Below are 13,109 nucleotides of genomic sequence, written 5' to 3'. Positions count from 1 at the left end.
CTATAGTCGCAGAACTGAAAAAGCAGTACGGCGTTGCCAACGCCCTTATGTACTATTCGTACACGGCGGGCGTTGTCGCCTTGTACTGCATTTTCATTTCTACGACTATATTAAGATTATGAATACAGGTTCTTAATTAATCAAAAATGGGGAGAGTTGGGAGTTTATCTTACGCGAAATCAGGGGAATGTGCCACAGGGGGGATTTTTTCAGGCTGCCTCACCGTACATAACAAACAAAAACCACACAAAAAAATGTCGTGTACTGTGAGGCAGCCTGAAATCTCAATATTTTATTGCCAAATCAACATTTTTGGTTCTGGTGTAATGGTGTAACCTTGTTCACGCAACAAAGTAATCAAACCTTGGTTGCCCATCAAATGCCCAATTCCCACTGCAAACACCGTAGATTGTTTCGCCATTTCCTGCTGCATGGTCGGCAACCAATTGCGCGTACGGGCAATCAATAAATCATGCACAAACCAATCCAACACTTGCTCTTGCTGTTTTGCTGATAAATGGGTGTCGCTGGTGTCCATCAATTCTTGGAGAATGAGTGGGGCGAGGTCTTTGAATTGCCCATTTTTGTAAGCGAAATACAATTTTTTATCTTCTTTGGTATGAACAGGCGTGTTTGCCCAGTCTTTTAAAGCGGCAATTGCCAAATCATCAGGCAGCAATCGGAAATACAATAATGACTCGTTCACAGTTTCCAAATAGCCAATGGGTTGTTTTAACTGCTGACTTTGTTGTTTAACCAGCGAATCCACACCTGTTTGCGGTGTCAGTCCATCACGCAAAGTCGCCGTGAGTATCAATGCCGACCACCCATAATAATTGTTCAACGATTTCGCCATCACATCGCCATTGGGAAACTGCCTCATTTTGTTCGCCACTTTATCAAAATCCTCTTTGCCCATTTGCTCTTTCAACAAAGGTTTTTTGCCATGAATATTGAGCAGCAAACTGTAGAGCATGGTTTTTTGCTCATCTTCGGTTAAATCGGTGTTGGATTCCAGCATCAGTTTTTGGTTTTTTTGTAATAATTGTTTTACTTGCGGGTGGATTTTCAAATGCGCCTCGCCAGCGTGATAAGTGCCTAATAAATAAGAATCAGACTGCCCTACTTTGCTGATTTTCCACACATTACTACTCAAGACAGGCTGTTTCCAGTCCATTTCCTGACGTGGATATTGCTTGGGTTCGGGAAACTGGACGGTGTATTTTTGTTTACTCTGATATTGCTGATAATATGGTTGCGCGAAGAAAAATAGATTCGCCACAGCAATCAGCACGAGAGCGATATTTAAGATTTTATTTTTCATGATGTTTATCCAAAATTTTTGTTAAAACAGTATCATAGCATAAAGGATAAAATCTACAGAAAAAGCAGCCTGAAAAGTAAAAAATGGTAAAATAAAGCTTGATTTAACTGTTTTTTAAAAATAACTGTTTATGCATCCCAAAATGCACCCTCGTTCCGCTTTGGCGCAGATTTGGCGGATTTGCCCGTCTTCCAAACCCAAAATCGCCGCCATAACTCGGCGCGTTTGCGAACCTTGTCCTGCGAAAAAAATGCAAATGCCATATTGATTAATCCTTTGAAATATTAAAAAAATCATTTTCAGGCTGCCTGAAAATTGTTGGGTGGGGCAATACAATCTATAGCCACCCATTATTTTCAACATTTTTACCACACTTAAACAGGCAGCCTGAACATTCATTAAAGCCATCATTCTAGCCGAAAAATTCCCGCGCCGCGAATTTGCACAGATTTTACATTTCCCCCCTTTCATTTGAAACAAAATCCGCCATAATATCCACACTTCAAACCAGACAAATGACTCCAATATGAAACGTGTTTTTCTCTTTTTGGCAACCAATTTTGCCGTATTAATTGTTATCACCTTGATTTTTCACATTTTTGGGCTGAATCGCAGCATCAATTTGGGCGGTGTGTTGGCGGGGGCGGCGGTGATGGGTTTCACAGGCTCTATTATTTCTCTGCTGATGTCAAAATACATGGCAAAACAATCGGTTGGCGCGGTTGTGATTGAGCAGCCACAAAATGAAGTGGAGCAATGGTTGCTGGACACCGTTGCCGCGCAAGCCCGTCAATGGGGTTTGCAAATGCCCGAAGTGGCGATTTACGATTCACCCGAAGTCAATGCATTTGCCACAGGCGCGACCAAAAACAGCTCGCTGGTGGCGGTCAGCACAGGATTGTTGCGCGGCATGACACGCGATGAAGTGGAAGCCGTGTTGGCGCACGAAATGGCGCACATTGGCAATGGCGATATGGTTACGCTGACTTTAATTCAGGGTGTGGTGAATACTTTTGTGATTTTCTTTGCCAAATTGATTGCGGGCATAATTGCCAACACGATGGGCGGCAACAATAATAATGGCGAAAATCAAGGCAATGCAGGCGTGTATTTTGCCGTGAACATGATTTTGCAAATGCTGTTTGGTTTCCTAGCCAGCCTGATTGTGTATTATTTCAGCCGCCAACGCGAATACCGCGCAGACGCAGGCGCGGCGAAATTGGTTGGTGCGCCGAAAATGATTGCCGCGCTGCAACGCTTGAAAGGGCAGGGCAGTGCATTGCCAGCCGATATGGCGGCGATGGGCATTGCCAGCGAAAACAAAGATTCGCTGATGAGTACCCACCCCAGTTTGGATAACCGCATTGCGCGTTTGCAATATATGTAATCAAATAAAATCAATCAGGCAGCCTGAAAGTATTTTCAGGCTGCCTTTTTGTGATTTGGTTTTACGGTAAACATGATTACCTGATGAGTAGAGGGTGCGTACTACGCACCGAAATTCTAATTATTTGAATGAGTTGGTGCGTGGTACGCACCCTACATTTTGGGTGTTGGTAAAATTGTCGTGTACGGAAAGGCTGCCTGAAATAGGGGAAAATGGCTAATCGTGGGGTGGGCGGCGTGGTACGCGGCGCAACGCGTGTACAAGGCAATGGGGCATTATGGCAAATTTTTCTGTTTTCAGGCAGCCTGAAAACCGTATAATCCATGCCAAATCCATTGCTTACGGAGTTTCCCAAAATGCCCATCAGCTTATTAAACCAAGCCCAACCTTATTCCCAATGGCTCACGCGCCAATTGGACAATCAACGTCTGGATTTAGACAAAATGTCCACTTGGCTCGCACGCCCCATCACGCCGCAAGATTACGCCGATTTTTGCGATTGGCGACAATTGCAAGTTGATGAAAATGAAGAAGAATTGGCACGGCAATTACGCGTGTTGCGCCGTCATGTGATGGCGCACATTATGGCGCGAGACCTTGCCCGCGTGTCCGATTTGGCGGAAGTTACGCGCACGATTACCGAATTTGCCGATTTTGCGGTGAATACGGCACTTTCTTTTTCATATCAATACCATATCGGTATGTATGGCACGCCAATTGGGCATTTTACCCGTCAGCCGCAGCAATTGAGCGTGGTGGCGATGGGCAAGGCTGGCGGTTTTGAGTTGAACGTGTCGTCCGATTTGGATTTGATTTTTGTCTATCCCGAAAATGGCGACACGGATGGTAAACGCGAGCGCACCAATCAAGAATTTTTCACCAAAGTTGGACAAAAATTAATCAGTCTGCTCAATGAGATAACGGCTGATGGACAAGTGTTCCGTGTGGATATGCGGCTACGACCCGATGGCGATAGTGGGGCTTTGGTGTGCAGCGAAGCGGCGTTGGAGCAATATTTGATTACGCAGGGGCGCGAGTGGGAACGCTATGCGTGGTGCAAAGGGCGAGTTGTTACGCCCTATCTCAATGATATTCAAGGATTAATTCGCCCATTTGTGTTTCGCAAATATTTGGATTTTAACGCTTATCAAGCCATGCGCGATTTGCACCGCCAAATTAGACAAGAAGTCCAAAAACGCGGCATGGCGGACAATGTGAAATTGGGCGCAGGCGGTATTCGGGAAGTGGAATTTGTGGCACAAATGTTTCAGATGATACGCGGTGGGCAAAATCGCGCTTTGCAATTAAAAGGTACGCAAGAAACGCTGTTGAAATTGGCGGAATTGAGTATTTTGGATACGCAAGTGGTAGATAAATTATTGAATGCCTACCGATTTTTGCGTGATGTGGAACACCGTTTGCAGTATTGGGACGACCAGCAAACGCAAACCTTGCCCGAATACGCCGAACAGCAAAACGCATTGGCGGCAAGCATGGGTTTTGCCAATTGGGCGGATTTTTCAGGCTGCCTGAATGAGCATAGAAGTTTTGTTAATCAAATATTTAACCATGTTTTAGGCGAAGAAACGGAAGAATTGGACAGCGAACACGAATTAGCCGATATTTGGACACGGCTGCCTGAACAAAGCGATGGTGTATTGGACACATTGTCTGATTTGGGTTTTACGCATGCGGCGGAATTGTCCAATAGATTAATTCAATTAAAACAAGGGGGTAAGTATCGGCAATTGTCCGCCCACGCGCAACGGCGATTTGATGCGCTGGTGCCACGTTTGATTGAAGCGGCGGCGGCTGGTGCTAATTCGGATGCTTGTTTATTGAGATTACTGGATTTTTTGGAGGCGATTAGTCGGCGGTCAGCGTATTTGGCGTTTTTGCAGGAGCATTCGGCGGCGTTGCGGCGCGTGGCGGATTTGATGGCGCAGAGTGCGTGGCTGGCGGATTATTTGCAGCGACATCCAATTTTGTTGGACGAATTATTGTCTGCACAATTAATGGAAGCAATTGATTGGCAAAAGGTTTCGGTGGAACTTTCAGGCAGCCTGAATGCCTGTGGCGATGATACGGAAGCGAAAATGGACGTGTTGCGCCGTTTTCAGCATGCACAGGTTTTCCGTTTGACGGTGCAGGATTTGGCGGGGCAATGGACGGTGGAAGCCTTGAGCGATGAATTGTCTTTATTGGCAGATTTGGTTTTGGAACAAACACTTATCCACGCATGGCAAAGTGTGCCAAAACGCCATTTGGACACACCGAAATTTGCGATTGTGGCGTATGGCAAATTGGGCGGCAAGGAATTGGGCTATTCTTCGGATTTGGATTTGGTCTATCTTTACGATGATGATGACGGGAATGCGGTGGAAGTGTACACAAAATTGTCAAGAAGATTAAGCACTTGGCTTTCAGGCAGCACAGGAGCAGGAACGCTGTATGAATTGGATTTGCGTTTGCGCCCGAATGGGGAAGCGGGCTTTTTGGCGCACAGCGTGGCGGCGTTTGAAAAATATCAGCGCGAACAGGCGTGGACGTGGGAACATCAGGCTTTGACGCGGGCGCGATTTGTGTGTGGCGATGGGGCGGTGGGGGCGAAATTTGAGCAAATTCGCCGTGAAATTTTAACGCAGGAGCGCGATAAAGTTCAGTTAAAACAGGAAATTATTGCCATGCGTGAAAAAATGTTCGCCACCCACCCACCTGTGGACAGCAATGTGAAATATGCGCGTGGCGGCGTGGTGGACGTTGAATTTTTGGTGCAATATTTGGTGTTGGCGGAAAGTGGACGTGAACCAAAATTGCTTGAAAATTATGGCAATATTGCGCTTTTGGGCATGGCGGCACGGCGTGATTTGATTGATGGGGAGTTGGCGGAACGTGCGGCGGTGGCGTATCGTTTTTATCGTCAGCAGCAGCACAATAAAAATTTGCGCGATTGGCAGCGTATGGAAGTGAATGCGGAATTATTGGCGCATTATCAAGCGGTTAGGGATTTGTGGGCGGCGGTGTTTGGGGAAGAAGTTAGGTTTCAGGCTGCCTGACAGTACACGACAAAACTCATGTAGGGTGCGCCGTGTGCACCAAATGGCTTGAATAATTTAAATTATGATGGCGAATTTGGTGCGTGGTACGCACCCTACATTTTAGGGGTTGGTAAAAATGATTGTGTACTAAAAAAACTCCATGAAAATAAAATACTTGCGTAGGGTGGGTGCAAGCACGCCCCTACGCAAGTCTTTTATTTTTATGGGATATTTCATTTTTCTTATCCCGAATTCACCTTATTTTATCTAGACAATTCCCTTTGCAAAGCCTGCACATTGGCGACTCTATCGCGTACCACATTGTTTAATTTGATGATATTCGCGCTGTCATTGCGTTTTTGCGCGGTGGCGAGCTGCATTTTGGCGACTTTCAACGCCGTTTGTTCGCGCTCAATTTCTTGGTTTAACACATCGCGGCGCGACAATACAGGCACGCTAGGTGCTTGATACGCCACAGAAATCGTGGGGCGACTCACATTGGCATAAACCGTGCGTGTGGCAGGTTTTGCCGTTTTCAGGCTGCCTGAACGCGGTGGCGCAACATGGGGCGTATCGGGTTTCGCCACCGCTACACGCGGTTTGGGTGGCGGCAAAATGGGCACACGGTCATACGAACCATATTCGTGAGCATGCCAAATTTTCGCAATCTCATCATTCGCGTCCAAATCCAAATTGGCGATGGGCGCGGACGCGGCTTCGCTGGGCAACGCCACTTCGCTGGCAACGCGAATCGGCGGCGCAAAAATCGCCGTGTTCGCTTCACTTATGCCATTGATTTGAGAGGGTTTACACGAATTATCTTGTTTCACAGTCGTGTACGCAGGTTTGCCATGCACCAAGCAAATATAAGTGGTTTGCGCCGCCGCGATGGGGGCGGCACATGATAAAATAATGGGGAAAATCAGCTTATTTTTCATGATGATAAAATTTCAAAAAATTCAGGCAGCCTGAAACAGATTTTTCAGGCTGCCTTTCAGTACACGACAATTTTATCAATGCCAAATATGTAGGGTGCGCCATGCGCACCAAATTTACCGAAATGTTTAAATGATTCAATTATTTTGGTGCGCACGGCGCACCCTACGATTATTCTTGTCGTGTAAAAAAGGCTGCCTGAAATTTTACCGTTAATTCAGGCGTTCCATGCCATCATTACCTAATTTTACCGCCAATTGAGCCGCCGTGCCGTGTTCGCCAATCGCATAATCGGGCGCAATTTGGGCAAGCGGCACCATCACAAAACCACGCAAATGTGCGCGTGGGTGTGGCAATTCCAGATTATCTGTTTGAATATTTATATGATTAAAATCAATAATATCCAAATCCAAAGTACGCGGCGCATTGCGAAAAGTGCGGACACGCCCAAATTGCTGTTCAATTTTTTGCAATAAAATCAACAATTTTTCTGCCGATGTGTCGGTGTGCGCCACCGCCACCGCATTGATAAAATCGGGCTGGTCGGTGTAGCCCACAGGCGTGGTGCGGTAAAGCGGCGACAATTGGAAATGCTTGACTTCAGGTAAATCGGCGATACATTTGGCGGCGCGGCGGACTTGTTCGGCGGGATTGTCCAAATTGCTGCCCAAGGCGATGATGATGGTATTCATATTTATCATATTGATTAATAAAAAAATTCAGGCAGCCTGAAAATCAACGCGCATTTTTCATCAAACGCTGTTTCTCGCGTTTCCAATCGGCTTCTTTGCTGGATTCGCGTTTATCGTGCAATTTTTTGCCTTTGGCTAAACCAATTTCCGCCTTGATTTTGCCGCGATGAAAGTGCATATTAAGCGGCACAATGGTGTAGCCCGCGCGTTCCGTTTTGCCGATTAATTTATTGATTTCACGTTGATTTAATAATAGTTTGCGTGGGCGAACTGGGTCGGGTTTTACATGGGTGGACGCGGTGGGTAGCGCGGTGATGTGGCAGCCGACCAAATAAAACGCGTCTTTGCGCCAATAAATGTAGCTTTCTTTCAGTTGCACACGTCCTGCGCGTATGGCTTTCACTTCCCAGCCTTGCAGCACCAGCCCTGCTTGAATTTGCTCTTCAATATAGTAATCGTGAAACGCCTTGCGATTGTTTGCAATAGACATTTTGGTTTTTCCTGTGAATTTGAAATGGGGCGATTTTAACAGAATTATGGCTTCAGGCAGCCTGAAAATAGCTAAAATTTATATTTCCCTGTGCCTATTCTTTTTAAACCAGAAAATTCATTTAACAAATCAAAACGCTTTCGTTATAATTACACAGTTTACTAAATATTTACTCGCACAATTTTTCAGGCTGCCTGAAAATTAGGTTTTCTTCAAAACACACATTTATTCATCAGGATAACAATAATATGCTACTGTCCGCACTCGGTTTCCCCTTGGAAACCGTTTTGGTTTTTGCTGCCCTATCGTTGGGTGCGATGGCGATTGATTTGTTCGCGCACCGCGATAATCACACGATTTCTTTGAAAAGTGCGGCGTGGTGGTCGGTATTTTGGATATTGATTTCATTGGCATTTGGTGGCTATTTGTGGTGGCATCATGGTGGGGAGATGGCGAGTTTGTTTTTCACGGGCTATGCTTTGGAGAAAGTGTTGTCGGTGGATAATTTGTTTGTGATGATGGCGATTTTTTCGTGGTTCAATATTCCTGAACATTTGTGTCATCGCGTGTTGTATTGGGGGATTATTGGCGCAATTGTGTTTCGCATGGTGTTTGTGGCATTGGGGGTGGGGTTGATGTCCTTACACCCATTGGTGGAATTATTGTTTGCGGTGGCTGTGGGGGCTTCGGGTTATTTTATGATGCAAAATAATGAGCAACATGATGAGGAAGAAGATTATTCACAACATATTGCTTATCGTTGGGTACACAAATTTTTTCCTGTTTTCCCCAAATTGCACGGCGATTATTTCTTTTTGCGCGGCGACACGCTGGCGGCGGCTCGCGCTGCCCACCCCGACACCAAATTGGAATTGGCTGGCGAACACACCACCAATAAAAAACTCAATCGCCCGAAAAAATTAACGCCCAATGCGTGGGTGGCAACGCCTTTATTTTTGTGTTTGGCGGTGATTGAATTAACCGATGTGATGTTTGCATTTGACAGCGTGCCTGCGGTGATTGCGGTATCGCGTGAACCTTTGATTGTGTATAGCGCGATGATGTTTGCTATTTTGGGTTTGCGAACCATGTATTTTGTGCTGGAAGCCTTGAAAGCCTATTTGGTGCATTTGGAAGCGGCGGTTTGTATCTTATTGTATTTTATTGCATTTAAATTGGCATTATCGGCGAGCAATCATCTTTTCCATCATGGTTGGCAGATTTCGCCCAATTCATCTTTGGTGGTGGTGATTTTGGTGTTGGTGGCGGGTGTGGTGGCTTCTTTGCTTTTTCCGCAAAATCAGTGGGATATAGAAGATTGAGTCTTCAGGCTGCCTGAAAAACTTGAAACGGCATAAGGCTTGCCGTAAACTAGGCAAATACTGATATTTCAGGGCATATTGTTTCGTACGATATGCCCTGATTACATGGTTGATTAATGATTTTCAGGCTGCCTAAAAAACTCGTTTCAATAAAAAAAGGTCATCAAAACATGAAAGTTCCTGAACAATTAGGGGCGCGTTTATTTCAATCGCGCAAATCGCCGATTCGCTTTGGGTGTTGGACGGCGTTGGTGCTGATTCCTGCGCTGGTGCTGGTGTTCCCCGTTAAACAAGTTACCATGAATGAAATCATTGGTAGCGTGGTGCTGGGCATTGTTACATTGTATTTATTGCTGGATTTTTTGTGGGCGCGGGTGATTGTGTATGAAAATGGTTTGATTCACAAACGCTTGTTTGCGCGTACCAATATTATTGTGTTTAATGAATTTACCCAAGTGTTTGTGCGCCGTTGGTGTTTGGGGTTTTTGAGTGCGCGTTTTTTGCCGCACGTTACCATTTTCATTGACAACGATGGTTTTCATTACAAAATTTCATCTAATTTCAATCGCAACAATGAAATTATTAAAGTCATGGAAGCCTATATTTACAAAAACAGTATGTATATGCTCAATCAATTGTTTGACGCGGACGAAGTGCTGGCGTTTGGCGATGTGCAATTGAGCCGCAATCATGTGGTGGTGGGCGGTAAATATTTGTTGCGTAACCAAATTGGGCAGCTTTCCATCAAAGATGGCTATGTGCGCCTATACGAAAAAAGTGAAAAAGGCGGTGTGAAACGCCTGACATTCAGCAAAACCAAATTGCGTAATGTGGCGAATTTCAATATGTTGTGCCGCTTTATTGAATTTAATGATGTGAATGTGGAACAATTTGGTTATCGTGTTTACAAAATTCCATTTTTATAGTGAATTCAATTTAAACCAGTACAGCGTTGCCAGCTCCCTTATGTACTATGTGTACACTGCGGTCGCTGTCGCCTTGTCCTGATTTAAATTGAATCCACTATATAAATCATTACTAATTTATGTAGGGTGCGTATTACGCACCAAATTATCAAATTATTTGAATGATTTGGTGCGTGGTACGCACCCTACAAAACTAAAAACAGGCAGCCTGAAAACTTTTCAGGCTGCCTGTTTGTTTATTTAATCAATGAATTAACCACGTCCATTATTGGGCAATTCTTGCTCGGTCAAAGGCTTGATGTACCAAATATCGCGGCAATAATCTTCAATAGAGCGGTCGGACGAGAAATAGCCCATATTGGCAATATTGATGATGGCAGATTTGCGCCATGCGGCTTGGTCGCGGTAATGCGCGTCCACTTTCAATTGCGTGTCCACATAGGCACGGAAATCGGCATAGCGTTGGAAATGGTCGCCGTTGTGCATTAATGCGCTGTAACGCGAGGTTTCTTCTGGCGAAAAATGCCCGTTGGCAATTGCGTGAAACACGCGGCGCAAATCAGGGTCATTGTCCACAAATTCGTATGGATTGTAACCGCGAGCGTACAGGGCTTCCACTTGTTCCACCGTGTTGCCGAAAATAAAGCTATGCTCATCGCCCACGCGCTCGTGGATTTCCACGTTTGCGCCGTCTAATGTGCCGATGGTCAATGCGCCATTCAGGGCAAATTTCATATTGCTTGTGCCTGATGCTTCTTTGCCTGCCAAAGAAATTTGTTCCGACAAATCCGCCGCAGGAATAATCAATTGCGCCAAACTCACGCTGTAATTCGGGATAAACACCACTTTAATCAAATCGCGTACACGGCTGTCATTGTTGATGACTTTGGCGACATCGTTGATTAAACGAATCGTGTGTTTCGCTTCATGGTAGGCCGAAGCCGCTTTGCCTGCCAAAATAAACACACGCGCTTGCCAATCCGCATTCGGATTATCCAAAATTTGGAAATAGCGATGAACAATGTGCAAAATATTCATGGATTGGCGTTTGTAGGCGTGAATGCGCTTGATTTGCACGTCAAACAGCGCGTCTGGGCTGATTTTAATGCCCAATTCGCGTTCCACATAATCCGCCAAACGCACTTTTGCCGCACGTTTCACGTCTGCAAATTCTTGTTGAACTTGCAGGCTGCCTGAAAATTCGTTTAGTTTTACCAATTTGTCTAAATGAATGCGCCAATCGCTTGTTTCCAAATATTTGTCCAACAAAGCAGCCAAAGGCGGATTTGCCACCGCAATCCAACGGCGTGGCGTAACCCCATTGGTTACATTGGTAAAACGCTCTGGGAACAATTTGGCAAAATCGGCAAACAATGAGCTAACCATCAAATCAGAGTGCAATTTTGCCACCCCATTGATTTTGTGAGACGCAATCACCGCCAACCATGCCATACGCACTTGCTGACCATCATGTTCGTCCACAATAATGGACACGCGGCGCACAAAATCATCGTCATAACCAGACGCTTTAACCTGTTCCAAGAATACACTATTGATTTTATAAATAATATCCAAATGGCGCGGCAACAAATTCAACATCAAATTAACCGACCATTTTTCCAAAGCTTCGCTCATCAATGTGTGGTTGGTGTAGGAGAAGATTTTTTGGCACATCGCCCACGCTTCATCAAATGGCAAATGATGTTCGTCCATCAACACACGCATTAATTCAGGAATTGCCAACACAGGGTGGGTGTCGTTCAAATGAATCGCCACTTCATCAGCCAGCGTTTTGATGTTTGGGAAACGGCACAAATGGCGGTCAATAATGTCCTGCACCGAAGCAGACACCAAGAAATATTCCTGTTTCAAACGCAAGACTTTGCCTTCATTGGTATCATCATTTGGATACAAAACATTGGCAATATTTTCATTTTTTTGCTGTTGTTCCATTGCTGCGAAATAATCGCCACGATTGAATTTGCTCAAATCAAACAAATCGCCAGTATGTGCTGTCCACAAACGCAAAGGATTGGCAACTTGTGCGCCAAAACCAGGTACGATTTCATCATAGGCAATCGCGCTAATTTGTTCTGCAGGCTGCCATGTTACTTTACCGTCAAAATGGACACAATGACCGCCAAAATGTACAAGGAAACGCTTATTCGGGCGACTGAATTGCCACGCCATATCATTGTCCAGCCACAAATCGGGTTTTTCCACTTGCTGACCGTCCACAATTTCCTGTTTGAACATACCATATTGGTAACGAATGCCGTAACCCATTGCAGGAATACGCAAAGTTGCCAAAGAATCCAAGAAACACGCTGCCAAGCGACCCAAGCCGCCATTACCCAAACCAGGGTCGGCTTCGTGTTCCGAAATTTCGCCCAAATCCAAACCTAATTCTTTGAAGGCTTGCGCGAATGGCTCGTATAAATTTTGATTAATCAAAGCATTGGTAAATGCGCGACCCATCAAAAATTCCATAGACAAATAATACACCATGCGTTTACGTTGCGATTCGTGGGCGCGGCGTGTGTGTAAGAAACTTTCAGTCATCAAATCGCGTGCGGCAAACATGGCGGCATTGAGCCAGTTTTCGGGTGTTGCGTCTTTAGGGTCAATGCCCAAGATAAAAATTAATTTATAAACAATGGATTGGCGAATGCGCTCCGCATTGGGTTGGGGCATGGCGTATTCGTATTCTTGGAATTGCAAAGCATTATTAGACATGATAGCTGCACTCTGTTTTAGGGGGAAAGTGTGATTATATTTCAGGCAGCCTGAAAAAGGGAGATTTTATCAAAATGATTTTGTGTGGCGGATAGGGTAGAGGGTGTTTTTCAGGCAGCCTTTCAGTACACGACAATTTTTACCAACACTCAAAATGTAGGGTGCGTACCACGCACCAAATCATTCAAATAATTGAAATTTCGGTGCGTAATACGCACCCTACATGAATTTTGTCGTGTACTGAAAGGCAGCCTGAAA

General features: G+C 45.1%; 11 protein-coding genes. 5 read left to right on the top strand and 6 right to left on the bottom strand.

The features are described 5' to 3' along the window. Window positions 1–292 precede the first annotated feature (292 nt). Together Q338_RS09685 and Q338_RS09680 are read right to left on the bottom strand one after the other, a co-directional pair. Complete coding sequence (locus tag Q338_RS09685; protein ID WP_034294766.1) at window positions 293–1,324, bottom strand: TraB/GumN family protein; 1,032 nt, start codon at window positions 1,322–1,324, stop codon at window positions 293–295. 114 nt (window positions 1,325–1,438) lie between these two features. Then, window positions 1,439–1,735, bottom strand: a complete 297-nt coding sequence (locus Q338_RS09680) for a hypothetical protein (RefSeq protein ID WP_147293658.1) — start codon at window positions 1,733–1,735, stop codon at window positions 1,439–1,441. Window positions 1,736–1,850: 115 nt separating this feature from the next. On the opposite strand from Q338_RS09680, the gene htpX reads away from it, so the two are divergent. From htpX to glnE, 3 genes are all read left to right on the top strand, one after another. Then, window positions 1,851–2,711: a protease HtpX gene (gene htpX / locus Q338_RS09675; RefSeq protein WP_034294764.1), complete on the top strand. Its 861-nt coding sequence runs from the start codon at window positions 1,851–1,853 to the stop codon at window positions 2,709–2,711. Between the two features lie 94 nt (window positions 2,712–2,805). Continuing rightward, window positions 2,806–2,931, top strand: coding sequence for a hypothetical protein (locus tag Q338_RS15365; protein ID WP_280517557.1), 126 nt, complete (start codon window positions 2,806–2,808; stop codon window positions 2,929–2,931). 136 nt (window positions 2,932–3,067) lie between these two features. Then, window positions 3,068–5,767, top strand: coding sequence for a bifunctional [glutamate--ammonia ligase]-adenylyl-L-tyrosine phosphorylase/[glutamate--ammonia-ligase] adenylyltransferase (glnE, locus tag Q338_RS09670; protein WP_084693586.1), 2,700 nt, complete (start codon window positions 3,068–3,070; stop codon window positions 5,765–5,767). 245 nt (window positions 5,768–6,012) lie between these two features. Here glnE and Q338_RS09665 read toward each other — a convergent pair whose 3' ends face one another. The 3 genes from Q338_RS09665 to smpB all read right to left on the bottom strand — a co-directional run bounded on the left by Q338_RS09665 (window position 6,013) and on the right by smpB (window position 7,867). Continuing rightward, window positions 6,013–6,687 (bottom strand): hypothetical protein, encoded by a 675-nt coding sequence (locus Q338_RS09665; protein ID WP_034294763.1) that lies wholly within the window; start codon window positions 6,685–6,687, stop codon window positions 6,013–6,015. A gap of 210 nt (window positions 6,688–6,897) precedes the next feature. Continuing rightward, entirely contained in the window at window positions 6,898–7,377 is a 480-nt protein-coding gene (gene folK, locus Q338_RS09660) for a 2-amino-4-hydroxy-6-hydroxymethyldihydropteridine diphosphokinase (RefSeq protein WP_084693585.1), read from the bottom strand. Between the two features lie 43 nt (window positions 7,378–7,420). Further along, entirely contained in the window at window positions 7,421–7,867 is a 447-nt protein-coding gene (gene smpB, locus Q338_RS09655; RefSeq protein WP_034294758.1) for an SsrA-binding protein SmpB, read from the bottom strand. A 248-nt stretch (window positions 7,868–8,115) separates the two neighbouring features. Here smpB and Q338_RS09650 point away from each other — a divergent pair, with 248 nt between their 5' ends. Next, entirely contained in the window at window positions 8,116–9,189 is a 1,074-nt protein-coding gene (locus tag Q338_RS09650) for a TerC/Alx family metal homeostasis membrane protein (protein WP_115723572.1), read from the top strand. A 170-nt stretch (window positions 9,190–9,359) separates the two neighbouring features. Further along, on the top strand, window positions 9,360–10,115 hold the full coding sequence (locus Q338_RS09645; RefSeq protein ID WP_034294755.1) for a DUF6585 family protein: 756 nt from the start codon (window positions 9,360–9,362) through the stop codon (window positions 10,113–10,115). Window positions 10,116–10,367: 252 nt separating this feature from the next. Here Q338_RS09645 and Q338_RS09640 read toward each other — a convergent pair whose 3' ends face one another. Further along, complete coding sequence (locus Q338_RS09640; protein ID WP_034294753.1) at window positions 10,368–12,851, bottom strand: glycogen/starch/alpha-glucan phosphorylase; 2,484 nt, start codon at window positions 12,849–12,851, stop codon at window positions 10,368–10,370. Window positions 12,852–13,109 lie beyond the last annotated feature (258 nt).

It is taken from the genome of Alysiella crassa DSM 2578 (assembly GCF_000745955.1).
In the GTDB taxonomy this organism is placed as follows: Bacteria; Pseudomonadota; Gammaproteobacteria; order Burkholderiales; family Neisseriaceae; genus Simonsiella; species Simonsiella crassa.
Note: the sequence above shows the minus strand (reverse complement) of the source record. Positions and strands in the feature narration are given on the sequence as shown.

Bases quoted from the DNA above. Each gene is read 5' to 3' on its own strand.
- Q338_RS09685 (WP_034294766.1), bottom strand. From the start codon at position 1,324: ATGAAAAATAAAATCTTAAATATCGCTCTCGTGCTGATTGCTGTGGCG.
- Q338_RS09680 (WP_147293658.1), bottom strand. From the start codon at position 1,735: ATGATGGCTTTAATGAATGTTCAGGCTGCCTGTTTAAGTGTGGTAAAA.
- htpX (WP_034294764.1), top strand. From the start codon at position 1,851: ATGAAACGTGTTTTTCTCTTTTTGGCAACCAATTTTGCCGTATTAATT.
- glnE (WP_084693586.1), top strand. From the start codon at position 3,068: ATGCCCATCAGCTTATTAAACCAAGCCCAACCTTATTCCCAATGGCTC.
- Q338_RS09665 (WP_034294763.1), bottom strand. From the start codon at position 6,687: ATGAAAAATAAGCTGATTTTCCCCATTATTTTATCATGTGCCGCCCCC.
- folK (WP_084693585.1), bottom strand. From the start codon at position 7,377: ATGAATACCATCATCATCGCCTTGGGCAGCAATTTGGACAATCCCGCC.
- smpB (WP_034294758.1), bottom strand. From the start codon at position 7,867: ATGTCTATTGCAAACAATCGCAAGGCGTTTCACGATTACTATATTGAA.
- Q338_RS09650 (WP_115723572.1), top strand. From the start codon at position 8,116: ATGCTACTGTCCGCACTCGGTTTCCCCTTGGAAACCGTTTTGGTTTTT.
- Q338_RS09645 (WP_034294755.1), top strand. From the start codon at position 9,360: ATGAAAGTTCCTGAACAATTAGGGGCGCGTTTATTTCAATCGCGCAAA.
- Q338_RS09640 (WP_034294753.1), bottom strand. From the start codon at position 12,851: ATGTCTAATAATGCTTTGCAATTCCAAGAATACGAATACGCCATGCCC.